This window comes from Streptomyces sp. NPDC086147, from assembly GCF_040702165.1.
Lineage (GTDB): Bacteria > Actinomycetota > Actinomycetes > Streptomycetales > Streptomycetaceae > Streptomyces.
Genome location: NZ_JBFBJO010000010.1, coordinates 180,126 through 198,754, shown reverse-complemented (window position 1 = coordinate 198,754; position 18,629 = coordinate 180,126). Strand labels below are relative to the sequence as shown.

Below are 18,629 nucleotides of genomic sequence, written 5' to 3'. Positions count from 1 at the left end.
AACCGAGAGGAACGGACATGCGCGGAGAACACAGCGGAAACCGCGGCGGAAGGCACAGAGGGAAACCCCTGCGCCTCTACACCCTGACGGCGGGTGCGCTGGCGGTCGCCCTGGCCGCCGCCCTCGGCGTCACCCTCACCACCCGGCCCGCGTGGGCCGCCACCGTCGTCGTCCAGGCCGAGTCGTACGCGGCGCAGTCCGGCGTGGTCCTCGAAGCGACGGCGGACACCGACGGCGGCCGGAACGCCGCCTTCCTCGCCGACGGCGACTGGATGCGGTTCGACGGCGTCGACCTCGGGGCCGCCAGCCCGCTGAAGGCCTCGGCCCGCGTGGCCTCCGGCGCGAGCGGCACCGGCACCGTGGAACTGCGCACCGGGTCGTCGACCGGCCCGCTGCTCGCGACCTTCCCGATCTCCCCGACCGGCGGCTGGCAGAGCTGGACGACCCGGACCGCCGACGTCGCCACCCACCCCGCCGGCCCCCAGACGCTGTTCGCTGTCATGCGCGCCGCCGCGCCCGGCGACTTCGTCAACATCAACTGGTTCTCCTTCGACGACGGCACCGGCAGCGGCGGCACCGCGCCCGGCTGGGTCGGCGTCGACCAGGCCGCGTGGAACGCCCAGCTGGCACGGTTCCGGGCCATGACCCCGGCCGCCGTGCCCGCCGGCACGGTCCGCGTGCCCGAGTTCAACGCCACCTGCGCCTACAGCCACTCCAAGCCCGACGACCCGATCGTCGTCCCGGGCCTGCCCGGCGCCTCCCACATGCACAGCTTCTTCGGCAACAGGAGCACCGACGCGTTCACCACGGCGCAGAGCCTGCGGGCCGACAGGCGCACCAGCTGCACCCCCGCCGAGGACCTGTCCGCGTACTGGATCCCCACCCTCTACGAAGGCGGCAGGACCGTCGAATCCGACGGAATGATCGTCTACTACGGCTCCCGGCTGCCCGACCCCTCGGTGACGGTCCCCTTCCCCCAGGGGTTCCGCATGATCGCGGGCAACGCCAAGTCCCAGGTCCCCACCCCGGCGGGCTCGGCCAACCAGTTCTTCTGCGCGGGCGAGGGCGGGGAGATCGGACGCAGCGCCGACGGCAACTGGCCTATCTGCGCCCCCACGGCCAAGCTGGTGCACCAGTTGCTCTTCCCCGACTGCTGGGACGGCAAGCACCTCGACAGCCCGGACCACAAGTCGCACGTCGCCTTCGCCCGGAACGGCGTGTGCGGCGGCGACCACCCCGTCACCATCCCGTCCGTCTCCTTCGTCATCAGCTACCCCACCTCCGGGAGCCCGGCCGGCCTCTCCCTGTCCTCCGGCATGGCGTCCTCCATCCACGGGGACTTCTTCAACGCCTGGGACGACGCGGCCCTGGGACAGCGGGTGAAGGACTGCATCACGCAGGGCGCCAAGTGCAACTCCGCCGGCACCTTCTGATCCGGTGGACGGTGCGGGCCCTGCTCGCGGCGCTCGTGGTCACCGGCTGCACCCCGCAGCCGGTGACCGGCCCGCCGCGGGCGGCGGCCTTCAACGCCACCGACACCGCGTGGATCCAGCTGATGATCCCCATGAACGAGCGGGCCCGCCTCCTGACCGGTCTGGCGCCCTTGCGCACGAAGGATCCCGCCCTCGCGGACCTCGCGGCCCGGACCGGGACGCGACTGGAGGAGGAACTGACGCGACTGCGCGGGCTCCTGGACCTCTCGGGCGTCCCCGACACCCGTCCCCACGAGGGGCACGACATGCCGGGCATGGTCGCGCTCGGTACCCTCGGAAGGGCGGAGAAGGCGACGGGGAGGGAGTTCGAGAGGATCCTCGCCGACGGCCTCCGCGCCCACCTCGCGCAGTCCGGGACGCTCTGCGCGAGCGAGCGGACCTCCGGCGGGGCGAAGGAGGCGAAGGACCTGGCCGCCGCCATCGAGAGGAGCGCCGCGCGGGAACTCGACCGGCTGGGCACGACGGCCCGGTCCTGACCGGCGGCCATCGGGACCTCCCCGCCGGCCCCCGCGGAGAGGCCCTAGAAGCCGTCGGGGGCGGCCTCGTGGAGTCTGATCGCACCGGAGGGGCAGACGCCGACGGCCATGCGGACGGCCGCGCGGTGAGCGGCGGGCGGCTCGGCGTGCAGCAGGAGCACGAGGCCGTCGTCGGGGTCCTGGTCGAACACGTCCGGGGCGGTCATGGCGCACATCCCGGCGCCGATGCAGCGCTCGCGGTCGACGTCGAGACGCGAGGCGCTCACTTCTCGTCCCAGGTGACCGGGAGGCTCTTCACCCCGAAGATGTCCGCGGTCTCCGGCCGCAGGACGACCTCCTCGGCCGGTACGGCCAGCCGCAGGTTCGGGAAGCGGTCGAGCAGCGCGCGGAACGCGACCCGCATCTCGACGCGGGCCAGCTGCTGCCCGAGGCACTGGTGGATGCCGTGGCCGAAGGCCAGGTGCCCGGTGGCCCGCCTGCGGAGGTCGAGCGCGTGGGGGTCGGGGAAGCGCTCGGGGTCGCGGTTGGCGGTGTGGTACGAGAGGACGACCGTCGTGCCGGCCTCGACGGTCCGGCCGTCCAGCTCGACGTCCTCCAGCGCCGTCCTGTGGAACGTCTTGGCGACGCTCAGGTACCGCAGCAGCTCCTCCACGGCCCCGTCGGTGAGGGCGGGATCGGCGCGCAGCGCCGCGAGCTGCTCCGGGTGCCGCAGCAGCGCGAAGGTGCCCAGGGAGAGCATGTTCGCGGTGGTGTCGAACCCGGCCGCCAGCAGGATCAGGCTGATTCCCCTCAGCTCCTCGTCCGTCAGGTCGCCCTCGGTGAGTTCGCTGAGCACGTCGTCGGTGGGGTTCGCGCGCTTGGCGGCGACCAGCCGCGCGAGGTACTCCTGGGTCGCGGTGTAGGCCGCGACCAGCTCCTCGTCTCCGGCCTCCCCGCCCATGAACGTGTCGATCTGCTCCTGGAAGGACGCCCGGTCCTCGTAGGGCACGCCCAGGATCTCGCAGATCACGATGGTGGGGATGGGCTTGGCGAACGAGGTCACGAGGTCCGCCGGCGGTCCGGTCTCCTGCATGGCGTCCAGACAGTCGGCGGTGATCCGCTCGATCCGCTCGGTGAGCATCCGCATGCGCCGCACGGTGAACCTGCCGACCAGGGGCTTCCGGTAGCGGCTGTGCTCCGGCTCGTCCATGAGGAGGAACTCGCCCGGCGGGGCCGGCGGAAGCGCGAAGTCGACGACGTTCATGAGCTCTTTTCGCGAGCTGAACCGGGCGTCGGCCAGGACGGAGCGCACCGCGTCGTATCCGGTGATCAGCCGGCCCGGCTTTCCGCCGGGGTGGGTGAAGTGGCTGACGGGACCGTGCCGGCGGGCGTCGGTCAGTTCGGCCGGCGGGTCGAAGGGGCAGGCGGCCGGACGCTCCGTCGGCAGCGTCGTGACGGTGTGGAGGGATTCGCTCATGGTCCGTCCTCGTCTCGCGATATGACGTGTTTGAACTCTTCGAAAGCTACGTTGCATTCACTCCCTCGTCAAATAACTTACGGCGTTTTCCCAGGTAGAAGACGGATAATTGGTGCAATGGCACTGAGCTCGAATGCAACGATACGTTGCAATGGGCTGAGGTGAAGGCAATGTCCCCAGCATGCCGGGCGGACGGCGGGCCCGGCCCGGGAAGGCCGCTTCCCGGGCCGGTGCGCCTACGGACGGCGCGGGACGCCTACGGATGGCGCGCGGGCACGTCCGGCGCGGAGGGGTTCCCGGTGCGGCCCGGCCGGACGGCGGTCGCGCGTTCCGGATCGTCCAGCGCGGTGTCCACCCGCAGCCAGCGGTAGCCGTACGGCTCCAGCCCGACGGCGACGCGCCCGCCGGCGCCCGCCTCGACGGTGTCGCCGGTGAACACGTCGGTGAGCCGGTGACCGTCCTTCAGGTCCGGCACGGTCGTGGTCGCGTCGACCCGCCGGGACGAGAAGTTGTGCAGCGCCAGCACCGCCCCTTCCGGGAGCGAGGCGAGGTGGGCCAGTACGCCCGGGTCGTCCGCGTCGAGCACCTCGGTGCGGCCCCAGGCGAGTTCGGGGGCTTCGCGGTACCCCTCGATCAGCGTCCGCACACGGCTGAGGAGCGAGCCCGGGTCGTGCGCCTGGTCGTGCACGTTCACCCGCTCCGGCCCGTACGCGCCCTCGGTCATCGGGTTGGGGAAGTCGCCGCCCGGCGCGGTGGAGAATCCGGCGCCGCTCTCCGGCGTCCACTGCATGGGGGTGCGGACGGCCTGCCGGCCCTCGGCGGCCAGGTTCTCGCCCATCCCGATCTCCTCGCCGTAGAAGAGCACGGGCGTGCCGGGCAGGGTGAACAGCAGGCTGTAGGCCAGCTCCACGCGGCGGCGGTCGCCGCCGACCATCGGCGGCAGCCTGCGGCGCAGGCCCCGGCCGTACAGCTGCATGTCCTCGTCCGGGCCGAAGGCCGCGAACACCTCGGCGCGCTCGTCCTCGTCCAGCTTGTCGAGCGTCAGCTCGTCGTGGTTGCGGACGAAGGTCGCCCAGTGCCCGTCGCGCGGGGCCTCCGGGCGCTCCCGCAGGGCCCCCGCCAGCGGTCCGGCCTCCTCCCGGGCGAAGGAGAGGTACATGTTCTGCATGCCGATGAAGTCGAAGCACATGGTCAGTTCGTCGCCCCGCTCGGACTCCGGGCCGCCGAAGAACTCCATGGTCTCCGGGTAGGGCAGGTTGACCTCGCCGAGCAGGACCGCCTCGCCGTTGCGGCGCCCCAGGAAGGCCCTCAGGTCGGCCAGGTAGTCGTGCGGGTCGGGCAACCGGTCCGCGTCCACCTGGCCGTCGGTCTCCAGGAGGAAGGGGACCGCGTCGACGCGGAAGCCGGAGAGTCCCAGCTGCGTCCAGAACCCCATGATGCGGGCTATCTCGTCGCGCACGGCGGGGTTGGCCACGTTGAGGTCGGGCTGCTGCCGGTAGAAGCGGTGCAGGTAGTACTGCCCGGTCTTCTCGTCGTACTCCCACGGGCTCTTCTCGGCGTCGGGGAAGACGACGCCCTTCGGCCCGTCCTCGGGCGGCTCGTCGCACCACACGTACCAGTCGCGGCGCGGGGACGTGCGGCTGGAGCGGGACTCCCGGAACCAGGGGTGCTCGTCGGAGGTGTGGTTGACCACCAGGTCGGCGATGACCCGGATGCCCCGGTCCCGGGCGGTCCGCACGAACTCGGTGAAGTCGCCGAGGGTGCCGAGGCGCGGGTCGACGGCGTAGAAGTCGGTGATGTCGTAGCCGTCGTCCCGCTCCCGCGTCGGATGGAACGGCATCAGCCACACACAGGTGACGCCGAGGCGGGCGAGGTGGTCGATCCGCTGGGTCAGACCCGCGAAGTCGCCGATCCCGTCCCCATCGCCGTCCTGGTACGTCTCGACGTCCAGGCAGTACACGACGGCGTTCTTCCACCACAGGTCGGAGGTCCGGGTCAGCCTCATCGGGCCTCCTCCACGCGCGCGGGACCGGCCGGGGTCGCGTCGAGCCGGGGCAGCACCTTGGCACCGAACGCGTCGATGAACGCGCTCTGTTCGCGGCCGACGTGGTGCAGCATGACCGTGTCGAAGCCGAGGTCGGCGTACTCCTGGAGCCAGGCCGCGTGCTGCCCGAGGTCCGCCGACACGTTGACCGCCTCGGCGACCCGCTCTGGCGTGACGTGCTCGCTGACGCCGTCGAAGAGCTCCGCCGTGTCGAGGTCCCAACTGGCGGGCGGACCATGCACGTTGGTGCGCCACTGGTCGTGCGCGACGGCGAGGGCGGTGTCCGGGTCCGGGTCCCAGCTCAGGTGGACCTGGAGGCGCAGCGGGCCGGAGCCCCCGGCGGAGCGGTAGGCGTCCACGATCCGGCGCAGCCGCTCGTGCGGGGCGTTGACGGTGATGAGCCCGTCGGCCCAGTCGGCGCACCAGGCCGCGGTGGCCTCGCTGCACGCCGCGCCGATCAGCGGCGGCACCGTGTCCGGGAGGGTCCAGAGGCGCGCCCGGTCCACGGTCACCAGACCGTCGTGGCTCACCTCCTCGCCGCGCAGCAGCGCCCGGATGACGTCGACGCACTCGCGCAGCCGCGCGTTGCGCACGTCCTTGCGCGGCCAGCGGTCGCCGGTGATGTGCTCGTTGGACGCCTCGCCGCTGCCCAGGGCCGCCCAGAAGCGGCCCGGGTACATGGACGCGAGGGTGCCGACGGCCTGCGCGACGATCGCGGGGTGGTAGCGCTGTCCGGGCGCGTTGACGACGCCGAAGGGGATGCGGTCGGTGGCCTGGAGGGCGGCGCCGAGCCAGGACCACGCGAAGCCGGACTCGCCCTGCCGGACGCTCCAGGGCGAGAAGTGGTCCGAGCACATGGCGGCGCCGAAGCCGGCCTCCTCCGCGCGGACGGCGGCGGCCAACAGGTCGGCCGGGGGGACTTGTTCGTGCGAGGCGTGGAATCCGTAGACGGTCATGGGCCGCGCCTACCCGGGGAGGCGCGGATCATCGGCGGTGCGGCCCGCGCCGGTCGCCTCCCCGGCGCCTCCCCCGACCCGTCGGTGCACCCTCGCCTCCCAGGGCGCGAGGGCCGCGCGTCCGTCCTCCGCCGGGGCGGACGGCCCGTTGCCCAGGACGAGTTCGGCGCCGTCCCAGCCGTCGGGAAGGTCCACGGACACGGTGTCGCCCGTGAAGTTGCCGACGACCAGGAGGGTGGTCCCCTCGTGGTGGCGGGTGAAGGCGTACACGCGCTCGTCGTCGGGCAGCAGCATGGTGAAGTCGCCGTGCACGACCGCCGGTTCGGCGTGCCGCAGGGCGATGAGCCGCCGGTAGTGGTGGTAGACGGAATCCGGATCCGCGTACGCGGCGGCGGCGTTGACCTCGGTGTGGTCCGGGTTGACCGGGAGCCAGGGGGTGCCCGTGGTGAAGCCGGCCTGCGGGGAGCCGTCCCACTGCATGGGCGTACGGGCGTTGTCGCGGCCCATCGCGCGCAGCCCGGGCAGGACGTCCTCGGGCGCGGCCCCCGCGCGCAGCGCCTGCGCGTAGTGGTTCAGGGACTCGATGTCCCGGAAGTCCTCGATGGTGCGCAGGGGCGCGTTGGCCATGCCCAGTTCCTCCCCCTGGTAGACGTAGGGGGTGCCGCGGTGCAGGTGCAGGACCGTGGCCAGCATGGTCGCGGACCGGGTGCGGTGGCGGGGGCCGTCGTCGCCGAACCGGGAGACGACGCGGGGCTGGTCGTGGTTGTTCCAGTACAGGCTGTTCCAGCCGACGTCCGCGAGACCGGTCTGCCAGCGGCCCAGGGACGCCTTCAGATCGGTCAGCCGCAGCGGCCTCGGATCGAACTTGTGGGCGCCGTGGTCGAGTCCGACGTGCTCGAACTGGAACACCATGTCCAGCTCGGCGCGGTCCGGGTCGGTGAACAGCCGGGCCTGTTCGACGGTCACGCCGGGCATCTCCCCGACGGTCAGCAGCCGGCCGGGGTAGCGGGCCATCACCTCCCGGTGCATCTCCCGGAGGTACTCGTGGATGCGCGGCCCGCAGACGTAGGAGGGCGACCCGTCGCCGTACGGGCCGTCGCCGCGCAGCTCCCCGTCGGGCAGCGCCGGGTCCTTGGAGACGAGGTTGACCACGTCCATCCGGAAGCCGTCCACGCCCCGCTCCAGCCACCACCGCATCATCGCGTACACGGCCTCGCGCACCTCGGGGTTCTCCCAGTTGAGGTCGGGCTGCTTCGGCGAGAACAGATGGAGGAAGTACGCGTCGCTCGCGGGGTCGTGCGTCCAGGCGGAGCCGGAGAAGAACGAGCCCCAGTTGTTGGGCTCCCGGCCGTCGCGCGGCGGCCGCCACCAGTACCAGTCGCGCTTGGGGCTCGCTGGGTCGCGCGACTCCCGGAACCAGGGGTGCTCGTCGGAGGTGTGGTTGACGACCAGGTCCATGATCAGCTTCATGCCGCGCCCGTGCACCGCCGCGAGCAGCCGGTCGAAGGCCGCCAGGTCGCCGAAGACGGGATCGACGTCCTGGTAGTCGCTGATGTCGTAGCCGTTGTCGTCCTGCGGCGACGGATAGACGGGCGAGAGCCACAGCACGTCCACGCCGAGCTCCGCCAGGTGGTCCAGGCGGCCGGTGATGCCGTCCAGGTCACCGATGCCGTCGCCGTCGGAGTCGGCGAAGCTGCGGGGGTAGATCTGGTAGACGACTGCGGACTTCCACCACGCGTCGTCCTTCCCTGTCACGGTGCCGGGCGTCATCGGCGGTCTCCTCCGGGCGTCGGGGGCACGGGCCATGGATTCCCTTTCCCGTGGACGGCGGCTGAACCGTGCGGGCGCGTGCGGGACCGGCCCGGGGCGCGGACGGGGTCAGGCGGTGTGCCACGTGACGGCGTTCTCCGGCTCCTCGCGGTCGGTACGGAACGCGTTGACCGGGTGGTCGGGGTCGGCGTACCCGAAGGAGACGCCCGCCACCACGCGCCGGTTGTCCGGGATGCCGAAGTGGGCGCGGAGGAAGCCCGAGCAGGCGGCGAGGGCGGCCTGGGGCGCCGCGGCCACGCCGAGGCTGTGGGCGGCGAGCAGGAAGGTGTCGATGTAGAGGCCGCAGTCGACGGCGCCGTAGACGCCGAGGTCGGCCTCGGTGGTGACGACCGCGACGTGCGGCGCGTCGAACAGCTCGAAGTTCCGGAGCATCTGCCGCAGGGTCCCCTCCCGGTCGTCCTTGGCGATGCCGAGGCTGCCGTAGAGCTGGAGGCCGCACGCGCGCCGCCGCTCCCGGTAAGCGCCGGTGTACCCGGTGGGAAACGGGAAGTCGGGTGCGTCCGGGCTGCTCCGGACGTGTGCCGACAGCTCGGTGCGCAGCCGTTCGGTCGCGGCGCCCTCGGTGAGGTGCACCTGCCAGGGCTGGGTGTTGCACCAGGAGGGGGTGCGCTGGGCCAGGCGCAGGATCCGCTCGACGGTCGCCCGGGGGACGGGGTCGGGCAGGAACTGGCGGCAGGTGAACCGTTCGGCGAGGATCCGGCTCAGTGCCTCGTACGGGTCGGTGCTGCCGTCGCCGGTACCGGTCGGGTTCAAGGGACACCTCCGCGCAGTGGCCTCGTTCGGGGGCCGCACCCTATCCGGGACGGTCCCGTCGCGAAACCGTCCCGGTCGGGAGCGCGTGGCCGCCCGGGGGGGGAGCGGCGGGGCGGTGCTCAGCTCCGGGTTCCGGTCCCGCCTCCGCTTCCGGTTCCGCCGAGTGCGCGCTCCACCGTCGTGTAGGTGACTCCGTGGTCCGCCAGGGCCTCGGAGACGACCCCGGGGCGAGCTGTCAGGGCCAGGAGCAGGTGCTCGTCGCCGATCGCCTTCTCGCGCCGGCCGAGGCAGACGCGCAGCGACTGCTCCAGCACCTTCTTGCTCTCCCGGGTGAGGGGCCGCCGCCTCGCGCCCCGGTTCCGGGCGTCGGGGCCGGCGAGCGCGCCCGGGCCGTGGGTCTCCTCGACCCGCGCGACGATCCGCGTCACGTCGATGCCGAGGTCCGCCAGCGCGTCCACGTCGACCGCCGAGAGTCCGCCCCTACGCCGGGCCGCCGCGAGCGCGGCCTCCAGCGACGCGCGCCGCTCCGTCGCGCCCAGGACCCGCAGTACGTCGGCCGCCCTGCTGTCCTCCGCGTCGAGCAGGGCCAGCAGGAGGTGCTCCTCCGTGACCGAGGGCGCGCCCTCGCGCTCGGCCACCGCCACCGCTCCGGTCACCACCGCCCGGGCCCCCTTGGTGAACTTCTCGAACATCAGTGCCTCCCGTGCTTCTTGTGGACGGCCTGACGGCTCACGCCCAGCTCGGCCGCGATCTCCTGCCACGACCAGCCCTGGGCGCGCGCACTGCGCACCTGGACGGCTTCCAGCTGTTCGAGGAGGCGCCGCAGCGCGGAGACGGCGCGCAGCCCGACCCGTGGATCGCGGTCACCGGCCTGCTCGGCGAGATCGATTGCGTCGGTCATGGCGTCAACGTACATTGACACCCTCCTCGCGTCAACCAAGGTTGACGCGAGGAGGGTGCGGGAGCGCGTCAGCCGGTTTCGCGCACGGAACGGGAGAGGACCAGGACCGCCGGGAGGAGCATCAGGGCGCCCACGGTGACCAGGGTGTGGACGGGACTCAGGAAGAGCCCGGCCAGACCGCCGAGGGCGAAGCCGACCGGCACGGCCGTCAGGTTGGCCGCGCGGTAGGACGCCGTGGCGATGGCGCGGTCCTCCTGGGCGATGGCCCGGGCGCGGAAGGTCTGGACGCGGACGGCCACGACCCCGGAGCAGAACTCGTCCAGGACGAAGCCGGCCAGGACCAGCACGAGACCGGCCGTGCCGCCAAGGTACGCGCCGAAGCCGACCAGGGAGTACGAGGCCACCGCGCCACAGCCGAAGACGGATGTGCCGAGGCCGGTGCGGAGCCGGGCGGGGAGCCGCTCGGCCAGGCCCGAACCCGCCACCGCGAACAGGACCACACAGCTCCGGATGACGCCGAAGCCCACCGCGGTGAGCGGGGTCTGGTCCAGCAGCACGATGAGCAGCAGGGCCTCGATGACGCACTGGCCGAAGTTGTACGCGAGGGCCCAGAAGGTGAGGATCCGCAGCGCCGGGGTCGCCAGGTTGAGCCGGAGACCGTGACGGAGGGTGGTCCGGCCGGGGGAGCGCTTCTCGGTGCTCTCGGTGCTCTCGGTGCTCTCGGTCGCCTCGGTTGTCTCGGTCGTCTCCTCGCCCTTCCCGGAGGCCTCCGGGCCCGCCGGCACCCGGATCCGCGGGATGCGGACCAGCAGGGCGCAGGCGCACAGGGCGAGGGCCGCCGCCGTCGCGAAGGTCCACGGAACCCCGAGGAGGCCGAGGCCCACCCCGGTGACGAAGGGCGCGAGCCCGTCGGCGCCGGACTCGGCCATGCTCAGGCGGGCGTAGATCCGGGGCAGCTCCCTGTCCGGGAAGACGGCCGGCACCAGCACCTGCGTGGAGACGGAGGTCAGCACGGATCCGCAGGCCAGGGCGACGTTGGCCAGGCAGAAGACGGCCGTGCCCCAGGCCGGTCCGGCCGCCAGCGCGAGCGCGGACAGCAGGAAGGCGAGGACGCGGAGGAGCTCCGAGCCGAGCATGACGGACCGCTGGTCGTACCGCTCCACGAGCAGGGCCGCGGTCCTGGCCAGCAGCACCTGCGGGGCGAACCGGCAGATGCCGAGCGCTCCGACGACGAGGGAGCTGGCGCCGAGCGTGGACACCGCCACGAACGGCACCGCGAACTCCACCGCGGCGATGGCGAAGAAGGAGAGGAAGTTCGCGACCGGGAGGGAGGTCCGCAGGGCGGCGGCGGGGTCGGGCCCCGGGCGTTCCGGGGCCCTTCCGCCGCCCTCGCCCGCCGCCTCCGGCACGGTCTCCTCGACGACGGCCGTCATCGGTCGGCCTCCACGAGCAGGCCGGCGCTCAGACAGTCCAGGACCAGCCGCGAGCCGCCGTCGGCGAGCGCCCGGTCCTGCGCGCACAGGTCGAGGAAGAGCTGCCGGTCCACGTCGCTGGAGGCGTCCCGGCTGCTCAGCACGTACCGGGCCGAGGAACCGGACCCGAAGGCGGCCATCACGACCGACTCCGGACGCCGTACCCGCAGGGGACCGGAGTCCGGGGTGGCGATCAGGTAGTCCTCGCCGAGGAGGTGGTCCACGACGGGGTGGCGGACGAACTCCAGCACCTCCTCGGCCGAGTCGATGATCGGCTGGCCGGGCCCGTTGAGGGAGGTGTTGATGAGGACCGGCGGCAGACCGAGTTCGGCGAGCGCGGTGAGGAGCGCGTGGATCGCCTGGTTGTACTCCGGGGCGACGGTCTGCACGCGGGCGGTGCCGTCCGCGTGGAGCGCCTCGGCCAGCAGGTCCGCGTACTCCGGCCGTACCCGGAAGTTGAAGTTCATGAAGGGGGACTCGGCCGGGCCGTGGAAGTACGTGTCCAGGTCCTCGGCGCGCACGATGGGCGCGACCGGCCGCCAGTCCTGCCGCCGCTTGAGCAGGTTGAGCTTCGCCCGGGCGTCGGCGCAGGCGACCGGATGGCAGAGCAGGGAGCGGTTGCCGAGGGCGCGCGGGCCGAACTCGGCACGGCCGGCGAACCGGGCCACCACGGCACCGCGCGCGATGACCTCGGCGGCGGCGCGGGTGAGGTGCGGAGAGACCGCCGGGGCTCCGGGGTCGCGCGTGCCGTCCTCGTCCGTGTCCCCGGGAGCGATCGGCACGGGCACGTAGCCGTACTCCCTGGCCAGCGCCGGGCCGACGCGCTCCGCCGGGCGTCCGAGGAAGTCGCCTCGGATCCGCCGGGGAGGAAGACCGGCGCCCGGTTCCTGAGCGCGGGCCCACCCGAGGAAGGCGGCACCCACGGAGATCCCGGCGTCGTGCGGGCACGACGGCACGTACAGGTCGTTCACCTCGGGCAGCGCGGCGATCTCGCTGTTCGCGGTCAGATTGAGGAACACCCCGCCGGCGCAGGCCAGGTCCGCGATGCCCGCGAGCTCGACCGCGCGCTGCGCGTGGTGCGTGAGCAGGCGCGTGAACGCCTCCTGCACGACGGCCGCGACGTCCGCCTGCTCCACGGGATCGCCCCCGCCGCCGTCGAGCAGCTGCCACCCGTTCCTGAGCCGGGGCGGCTCCTCCTCGGTGACGACGTCCGGGACCGAAAGCCGGGGCACCCGGGTCGGGGGCAGCCCGGCCAGGGCCATCAGCTGGCCGTGGGCGTGCTCGGCCCGGAACACGTACCGGGAGACGTTGTCGAAGAGGCTCGCCTCGCTCTGGACGAAGACGTCCGGCTGGTTGTGCGGCACGCTGTAGGCCCGGTCCAGCAGGGTGAACCCGCCGTCCCTGAAGGCGTAGAACGAGCGCATCTCGGTGAACACGGTCCGGTCGGCGGGCCCTTCGGCACCGACCGGGACGGTGTCCCCGCCCGCTTCTCCGCCCCCGCCCGCGTCCGCGTAGTAGCGGCCGTGGAACGCGGCGAACGGCTCGTAGAAGTCACGGCCGTCCCAGGACGTCGTGCCCGCGCTGTCCGAGACCAGGACCGCGGCGGCCGGGAACCCCGAGGGGTAGACGGCCGAGGCGGCGTGGGCGAGGTGGTGGGACACGACGTGGTGCCGGGGGTCGAAGGGGTCGAAGGCGGCGAAGGAGGGGGAGACCAGAGGCCGTTGGAGACCCACCCCGGAGGGCCCCGCCGCCTGGAAGGAGCTGACGATGACGTCGACCTCGTCCATCGTCGTCCCGGCCAGCCGCAGGGCCTCCTGGATCGGCAACCGGTCGGAGAGGAACTCCTGCCCGTCGTACTTGCGCCGGGTCACGCGTTCCTGCTGGACGGCGGAGAGGAGCCGGCCGTCCCGAACGACCGAGCACGAGGACTCGTGCCCGCAGTGGATTCCCAGGACAGTGGTCACCTCGGTCACCTCTTGTAGTTCTCCAGCGGGGCACCCTCGGGCATGAAGCCGAAGGTCAGGATGGTGACGCGCTCGCCCTCGGCGATCGGCGTCCGGCTGTGCGCCTGCGTGCCCGCCAGGAAGACGACGACCTCGCCGGGGGACAGCCGCAGCTGCTCCTCGCTGCCGTCCGGGTAGTGCATGCAGAGGGCCGAGGGCTCCTCGACGCCTTCGGGGATCTCGTGCTCCAGCATCATCAGCACGTTCAGCGAGAAGATGTCCGTGTCGATGTGCGGGATGATGCCCTGCCCCGCGTCGCGGTAGAACAGGTAGCTCGCGATGCCGGTGGCCTCGGCCCTCGGCACCACCGAGGCCACGAGCGCGGCGAGTTCGGGGCTGACGGCGATGCGGTCGGCGAGCGTGCCGCCGCAGCCGAGGTAGTGCTCGTCGAAGGGCACGGCGGTCCTGCCGACCTCCTCCTTCTCCGCCTGGAAGGCGGCCAGCAGCTCGTCCGTCAGGAACTCCGGACGGCCGCGGTACTGGATGCCGCGCGGGTCCTCGACCTCGTACGGGCAGAGGAGCCGCAGGGCCTCGGAGACCGCGCGCCGGCCGTTCTCGGCGCCGGCCTCCTTGGAGGGGACGAGCTGTCCGGCCGACAGGCCGAGGATCAGCTTGAGGTTCGCCTGCTCCGCCGGGGTCAGCGTGCCGTGCAGTTCGGCGAGCCGCCGCCCCATGGTGAGGGTGTTCGTCATCACACACTTCCGATCGTGCGGTAGCCGAAGGACACCAGGCGGACGGCCTCGCCCGCGACGGTGCGGGTGCGCTGGTGGGTGACGCTGTCGGCGAAGAAGACAAGGGATTCGCCCGGGGCGAGGTGGACGTGGAGGGCGTCCTGCTCCGGCGGGTAGAGGATCAGCTCCGAGTGCCTGTCCTCGGGGCTGTGCTGCAGCATGGTCAGGACGTTCAGGGAGAACTCGTCCTTGTCCACGTGCGGGTCGATGCCGAGTCCCGGCTCGTCGTAGTACAGGTAGTTGGCCTTGTGCGTCGGAAGGACCGGGCCCACCTGGGAGACCAGGAAGTCGTGGACCTTCGTCGACAGGGCGAGTTCGCGGGCGAGCGGGGCGCCGGAGGCCACGTAGTGGTCGTGGAAGCGCTCGGCCCGCTCGCGGTACCGGCGGGACTCCGCGTCCAGCGCGGCGATGTCCTCCTCGGAGAAGAACGGCCCCCGGCCCAGGAAGACCACGCCGGTCTCGAAGGCGGGCCGTGCGCCGCCGTGCAGCCGGGGCAGTGAGCGCTGGGCGGTGGCCAGGGCCACCGCCCGCAGCTCTTCCGGCACGGCCCGGGCGTGGCCGCTGAGGAGCCCTCCGGCGGCCATGCTCAGGAGGAACTTGAGGTTCTCCCGCTCCGCGGCGGTGAGTTCCGTTGACAGGTGCGACAGCCGGTCCACCAGCGTCGGTGCAGACATTGCGGGATCCTCCCGTTCCGTGTGTCGGGCCGAATTACTCGTTGAAGCCGAGGGTGTTCGGCAGGTTCAGGAGCTCCGTGCGGATCGACGGGGTCGCGGCCGCGGAGATCGGCTTGGCGAAGATGTAGTCCGCCTCGGCGTTGATGTCCTGAAGCTCCTTCAGGTGCAGGCTGGAGGAGGTGACGATGCTGCTGAGCACGGCCTGCTCGTCCTGGCTCAGGGTCGCCTTCAGCGCGGCCAGCTTCTCCGTGAGCGTCGGGAGCGCGGCCTCCAGGGCCGCCGCGTCGAGCTCCGCGTCCAGGGCGGGGTCGGCGAGGAACAGGTCTGCGGTCTGAACGGTCATGTCGGATCTCCTCGTTCGCGGCCGGTGGCCCGGCCGGGTTCCTTGCGGTGGTCGCGAACTATCGTTCGCGGATGACTCCATTGACTCAGTGGCCGCTCGCGGAACGCTTGACGACCTCTCGACTGTCCCTCGAACCCCTCAGGGCCGAACACGCGCCCGAGGCCTTCCCCGTGTTCGACGACACCCGGCTGCACACCTGGACCGGCGGGAAGCCCTACACCCTGGAAGAACTGCAGGCCAGATACGCGTTCCAGGCCGGCGGCACCTCTCCGGACGGCAGCCAGGGCTGGCTGAACTGGATGCTCCGCCGGGCCGACGACGCACGGCTCGCGGGGACGGTTCAAGCGACCTTGTACCGAACCGAGAGCGGTGAGGTGGAGGCCTCGCTCGCCTGGGTGGTAGGGGTCGGGCACCAGGGCAGGGGCTACGCGGGCGAGGCCGCACGGGCCATGGCCGACTGGCTCCGCACCCGCGGGGCGACCTCCCTGGTGGCCTTCATCCACCCCGACCACGAGGCGTCGGCGGGGGTCGCCCGCTCCCTCGGCCTGACCCCGACCGACGAGATCGCCGACGGAGAGGTCCGCTGGAGCGACTCGGGACGCTGACCGGCGCCCACGGCGATCGGCCCGCACGCGCGCCGATCGCCGTATCGGGGCTGGGGCTGGGGCTGGGGCTGGGGCCGGGGTCGAGGCCGGGGCCGGGGAGACGCGGGTCACCTCCGTCCGTGTCACAGGACGCCGAGCCATCTCGTCCCAGGGGTGTAGCCACTGACGACCACGGAGGAGCACCCCATGGACGCGCGACTGAACTACTTCGCCTCCCCGACCGCCGGCAAGGCCCTGAGGCACTTCATGGCGATGGGCAAGGCGCTCAAGGACTCGCCGCTGCCCGCCGCGACGCAGGAGCTGGTGGCGCTGCGCGTGAGCCAGATCAACGGCTGCGCCGCCTGCGTCGACATGCACACCAAGGAGGCCGCCGCCGCCGGCGAGACCTCGGTGCGGCTCAACCTGGTCGCGGTCTGGCGGGAGGCCACGGTCTTCACCGCGGCCGAGCGCGCCGCGCTGGAGCTGGCGGAGGAGGGGACCCGGGTCGCGGACGCGTCCAGGGGTGTCGGCGACGAGGCGTGGGCACGCGCCGCCGAGCACCATGACGAGGAACAGCTCGCCGCCCTGGTGATCCTGGTCTCCTTCATGAACGCGGTGAACCGGCTGAACGTCATCACCCGGCAGCCGGCCGGCACCTACGAGGCCGGGCAGTTCCACTGAACGGCACCGGCGAGCGCGGCCGGGCGGGAAGGGGTTTCACCGTGAGCAAGGTCGAGGAGTTCGAGGAGCTGCGGCCGCTGCTGTTCTCGATCGCCTACCGGATCCTGGGCAGCGTGGGCGAGGCCGAGGACGCGGTGCAGGAGACGTGGCTGCGCTTCGACGGCTCGGCGACCCGGGTCGCGTCGGCCAAGGCGTTCCTGTCGGCCACGGTGACCCGGATCTCGATCGACGTCCTGCGCTCCGCGCGGGTGCGGCGGGAGGAGTACGTGGGCCCGTGGCTCCCCGAGCCGCTGCTCGGCGACCCGTACCAGGATCCGGAGCGTTCGGCGGAGCTGGCCGACTCGGTGTCGATGGCGGCGCTGCTGCTCCTGGAGCGGCTCAGCCCGCTGGAGCGGTCGGTGTTCGTCCTGCGCGAGGTGTTCGGCTTCGGGTTCGACGACGTCGCCGCGGCGGTGGGGCGGTCGGAGGCGGCCTGCCGGCAACTGCTGGTACGGGCACGGCGGCACATGCGGGCCGGCCGGCCGCGGTTCGAAGCGGACCGCCGGGAGCGGCAGGAGCTGGCGACGCGGTTCTTCGACGCGCTGCGGGACGGCGACGTGGGCGGGCTGCGGAACCTGCTCGCCGCCGACGTCCGGCTGGTCGGGGACGGCGGTGGCAAGGCCCCGCAACTCGCCAGGACCGTCAGCGGCACCGACGACGTGGCCCGGCTGCTCGCCTCCGTCTTTCCCCTGATGGCCCGGGTCGACGTGACGTTCGAGCCGCACGAGATCAACGGGCAGCCCGGCGCGATCTTCCGCGACCGGGAGGGCGGAGTGCTCCACACCCTGGCCCTCGACGTGTTCGACGGGCGGATCCACACCATCCGATCGGTGATCAATCCCGACAAGCTCGGCCACCTTGGGCCGGTCGCCGACGCGTGGGCCGTCGACCGCGAGGTGAAGCGGGCCCGCAGGCGGACGAGGTGACCACGGGACCGGCGTCGACGACGGCCCGGTGACCGGCGGGGCATCGGTGCTCCCACGCCCCTTCGGCGACCGCGTGGCCGTAGCTGCGGACCGGGCCCTCGTCGGGACGGGCGGTCAGACCAGGGCCGCCGGCACCGCGACCGGGCCCCGGGTCTGGTGGGTGTGGTGGTAGGTGACGAGCCAGGGAAGGGGTTTGGGTCCGAAGGCCGTGGACTTCTGCGGCATCAGGACGCCGTCGCCCGCCAGCCGGTGGACCTCCTCCTCCCCGGGCGGGGCCAGCAGGACCAGCGTGCCCGGGACCTCCCGGCCCCCGCGCGGGAGCCCGTGGACGTACGAGATCCGGGACGCGGTCAGGAGGCCGCGCCAGACGCGGTCGACGAACAGGTGGTGGAGCAGGGCGGCGTCGAGGACGGACCAGGCCTTGGGGCGGCCCCGCAGCGCGGACCGCGCGTGGTCCGCGGAGACGTCCCGGACCGACCAGCACCGCCCGCCGGAGCCGACCAGGACGAACTCACCCGGACGCGGTTCGGGCGGCGGGCCGGGCCGGGTGACCTCCTCGACGGTGGCCACGGCGGCGGCCCGCCGCGCCGCCTCCTCGGCGGCCAGGTCCGGCAGGTGGCGGTGGATGGCCCGCAGCGCGAGGGGGTGGGCGGCGGTGTCCACGACGAGCGCGGGCAGCCGGTCCCAGGGGCCCGGCCGGCCGCCGAAGGCCCGGCGGTGCTCCCGTGCCGCCGCGAAGCGGTGGTGGCCGTCGGCGAGCAGGGCGCGGTGCCGGGCGAGACCGGCGGCGACGGCCTCGATCCGGTCCGGATCGGTGCAGCGCCACAGGAGGTGGCGGGTGCCGTCCGGCTGGACGAGGGCGGTGTCCGGCCGCCCGGCCGCGACCCGGTCGAGCACGGCGCCGACGCCGGTGGCGCCCCGGCAGGCGAGCAGGACCGGCTCGGGGCTGCCGCCGACGGTCCGGAGGACGTTCCGCTGGACGGCCACCTTGTGGGGGAGCACCCGCTCGTGCGGGTGGACGGAACGTTCCGCCGCATCCAGGTCGAGCGCGCCGATCACCCCCCGCTGGAGCAGCTCGGGACCCCGGCGCTGCTCCAGGACGTAGAAAGCGGGCGTGCGGTCGCGCGTGAGGGCGCTCCGCGAGCGGCGGATCCCCAGGAAGGGGTGCAGGATCAGTCCGGCCGGTGCCCCTCGGGTGAGGAGCCCGTCCGTTCGCGGAGTCTCTGTGCTCGTACGCATCCGAGGTGCTCGCTGCTTTCTCGTCGGC

General features: G+C 72.9%; 19 protein-coding genes. 5 read left to right on the top strand and 14 right to left on the bottom strand.

Annotated features, from left to right (window positions below):
• Window positions 1–17: 17 nt before the first annotated feature.
• Together AB0398_RS22730 and AB0398_RS22725 are read left to right on the top strand one after the other, a co-directional pair.
• A complete protein-coding gene (locus tag AB0398_RS22730; protein ID WP_366377438.1) occupies window positions 18–1,433 on the top strand; it encodes a DUF1996 domain-containing protein in 1,416 nt (471 codons plus the stop codon).
• Window positions 1,409–1,969, top strand: coding sequence for a DUF305 domain-containing protein (locus AB0398_RS22725; RefSeq protein ID WP_366377437.1), 561 nt, complete (start codon window positions 1,409–1,411; stop codon window positions 1,967–1,969). Before AB0398_RS22730 ends, AB0398_RS22725 begins: the two co-directional genes overlap by 25 nt.
• 44 nt (window positions 1,970–2,013) lie before the next feature.
• Here AB0398_RS22725 and AB0398_RS22720 read toward each other — a convergent pair whose 3' ends face one another.
• From AB0398_RS22720 to AB0398_RS22660, 13 genes are all read right to left on the bottom strand, one after another.
• Window positions 2,014–2,235 (bottom strand): ferredoxin, encoded by a 222-nt coding sequence (locus AB0398_RS22720; RefSeq protein WP_366377436.1) that lies wholly within the window; start codon window positions 2,233–2,235, stop codon window positions 2,014–2,016.
• A complete protein-coding gene (locus AB0398_RS22715; RefSeq protein WP_366377434.1) occupies window positions 2,232–3,425 on the bottom strand; it encodes a cytochrome P450 in 1,194 nt (397 codons plus the stop codon). The genes AB0398_RS22720 and AB0398_RS22715 overlap by 4 nt, the downstream gene beginning before the upstream one ends.
• Window positions 3,426–3,681: 256 nt before the next feature.
• Window positions 3,682–5,430, bottom strand: a complete 1,749-nt coding sequence (locus tag AB0398_RS22710) for an alpha-amylase family protein (RefSeq protein ID WP_366377433.1) — start codon at window positions 5,428–5,430, stop codon at window positions 3,682–3,684.
• Complete coding sequence (locus tag AB0398_RS22705; protein ID WP_366377432.1) at window positions 5,427–6,425, bottom strand: TIGR03885 family FMN-dependent LLM class oxidoreductase; 999 nt, start codon at window positions 6,423–6,425, stop codon at window positions 5,427–5,429. Before AB0398_RS22705 ends, AB0398_RS22710 begins: the two co-directional genes overlap by 4 nt.
• Before the next feature lie 9 nt (window positions 6,426–6,434).
• Window positions 6,435–8,195 (bottom strand): alpha-glucosidase, encoded by a 1,761-nt coding sequence (locus AB0398_RS22700; RefSeq protein ID WP_366377431.1) that lies wholly within the window; start codon window positions 8,193–8,195, stop codon window positions 6,435–6,437.
• Between the two features lie 108 nt (window positions 8,196–8,303).
• A complete protein-coding gene (locus tag AB0398_RS22695) occupies window positions 8,304–9,008 on the bottom strand; it encodes a nitroreductase (RefSeq protein ID WP_366377430.1) in 705 nt (234 codons plus the stop codon).
• Window positions 9,009–9,127: 119 nt separating this feature from the next.
• On the bottom strand, window positions 9,128–9,700 hold the full coding sequence (locus tag AB0398_RS22690) for a Clp protease N-terminal domain-containing protein (protein ID WP_366377429.1): 573 nt from the start codon (window positions 9,698–9,700) through the stop codon (window positions 9,128–9,130).
• Window positions 9,700–9,909, bottom strand: coding sequence for a helix-turn-helix domain-containing protein (locus AB0398_RS22685; protein ID WP_366377428.1), 210 nt, complete (start codon window positions 9,907–9,909; stop codon window positions 9,700–9,702). Before AB0398_RS22685 ends, AB0398_RS22690 begins: the two co-directional genes overlap by 1 nt.
• A gap of 68 nt (window positions 9,910–9,977) precedes the next feature.
• Window positions 9,978–11,342, bottom strand: a complete 1,365-nt coding sequence (locus AB0398_RS22680; RefSeq protein ID WP_366377427.1) for an MFS transporter — start codon at window positions 11,340–11,342, stop codon at window positions 9,978–9,980.
• Window positions 11,339–13,345 carry a carbamoyltransferase C-terminal domain-containing protein gene (locus AB0398_RS22675; RefSeq protein ID WP_366377426.1) on the bottom strand — a complete coding sequence of 669 codons (2,007 nt, stop codon included), beginning with the start codon at window positions 13,343–13,345 and terminating at the stop codon, window positions 11,339–11,341. Before AB0398_RS22675 ends, AB0398_RS22680 begins: the two co-directional genes overlap by 4 nt.
• A gap of 5 nt (window positions 13,346–13,350) precedes the next feature.
• Window positions 13,351–14,076, bottom strand: a complete 726-nt coding sequence (locus tag AB0398_RS22670; RefSeq protein WP_366377425.1) for a hypothetical protein — start codon at window positions 14,074–14,076, stop codon at window positions 13,351–13,353.
• Window positions 14,076–14,789: a hypothetical protein gene (locus AB0398_RS22665; protein ID WP_366377424.1), complete on the bottom strand. Its 714-nt coding sequence runs from the start codon at window positions 14,787–14,789 to the stop codon at window positions 14,076–14,078. The genes AB0398_RS22670 and AB0398_RS22665 overlap by 1 nt, the downstream gene beginning before the upstream one ends.
• Before the next feature lie 34 nt (window positions 14,790–14,823).
• Window positions 14,824–15,132: a hypothetical protein gene (locus tag AB0398_RS22660; protein ID WP_366377423.1), complete on the bottom strand. Its 309-nt coding sequence runs from the start codon at window positions 15,130–15,132 to the stop codon at window positions 14,824–14,826.
• A gap of 71 nt (window positions 15,133–15,203) precedes the next feature.
• On the opposite strand from AB0398_RS22660, the gene AB0398_RS22655 reads away from it, so the two are divergent.
• The 3 genes from AB0398_RS22655 (at window position 15,204) to AB0398_RS22645 (ending at window position 17,362) form a co-directional block, all read left to right on the top strand.
• Entirely contained in the window at window positions 15,204–15,737 is a 534-nt protein-coding gene (locus AB0398_RS22655; RefSeq protein WP_366377422.1) for a GNAT family N-acetyltransferase, read from the top strand.
• 186 nt (window positions 15,738–15,923) lie between these two features.
• Entirely contained in the window at window positions 15,924–16,397 is a 474-nt protein-coding gene (locus AB0398_RS22650) for a carboxymuconolactone decarboxylase family protein (RefSeq protein WP_366377421.1), read from the top strand.
• 41 nt (window positions 16,398–16,438) lie between these two features.
• Window positions 16,439–17,362, top strand: coding sequence for an RNA polymerase sigma-70 factor (locus AB0398_RS22645; RefSeq protein ID WP_366377420.1), 924 nt, complete (start codon window positions 16,439–16,441; stop codon window positions 17,360–17,362).
• A gap of 114 nt (window positions 17,363–17,476) precedes the next feature.
• Here AB0398_RS22645 and AB0398_RS22640 read toward each other — a convergent pair whose 3' ends face one another.
• On the bottom strand, window positions 17,477–18,601 hold the full coding sequence (locus tag AB0398_RS22640; RefSeq protein ID WP_366377419.1) for a DUF1015 family protein: 1,125 nt from the start codon (window positions 18,599–18,601) through the stop codon (window positions 17,477–17,479).
• Window positions 18,602–18,629 lie beyond the last annotated feature (28 nt).